Source organism: Bacillus cereus group sp. BfR-BA-01316 (assembly GCF_022664195.1).
Lineage (GTDB): Bacteria > Bacillota > Bacilli > Bacillales > Bacillaceae_G > Bacillus_A.
On the sequence record NZ_JAKUGX010000165.1, the window covers coordinates 1 to 208 of the forward strand.

Genomic DNA, 208 nt, shown 5'->3' on the forward strand with positions numbered 1-208 from the left:
AACAAATGATTGTTTTTAAATCTTCAACTTTAAAGAATGAATTTCGAGATCAAGAAAAGTTGGATGAAATCGATTCTGTTGATGAAACGAACAATATATTTCAAACAGATTTTATTTTAGAGATTCCGGATCTTCCTGAATTTGATTTTATGAATGAACTGGGAGATCAAGAAGAAGTGGATGAAATCGATTCTGTTGATGAAACGAA

At 29.8% G+C, this 208-nt stretch carries 1 protein-coding gene; it reads left to right on the forward strand.

What is annotated here, in order from left to right; genetic code table 11:
- Positions 1-208 (forward strand): hypothetical protein (locus MR071_RS25400; RefSeq protein ID WP_242238257.1); only part of this gene is annotated, 208 nt, incomplete at both ends.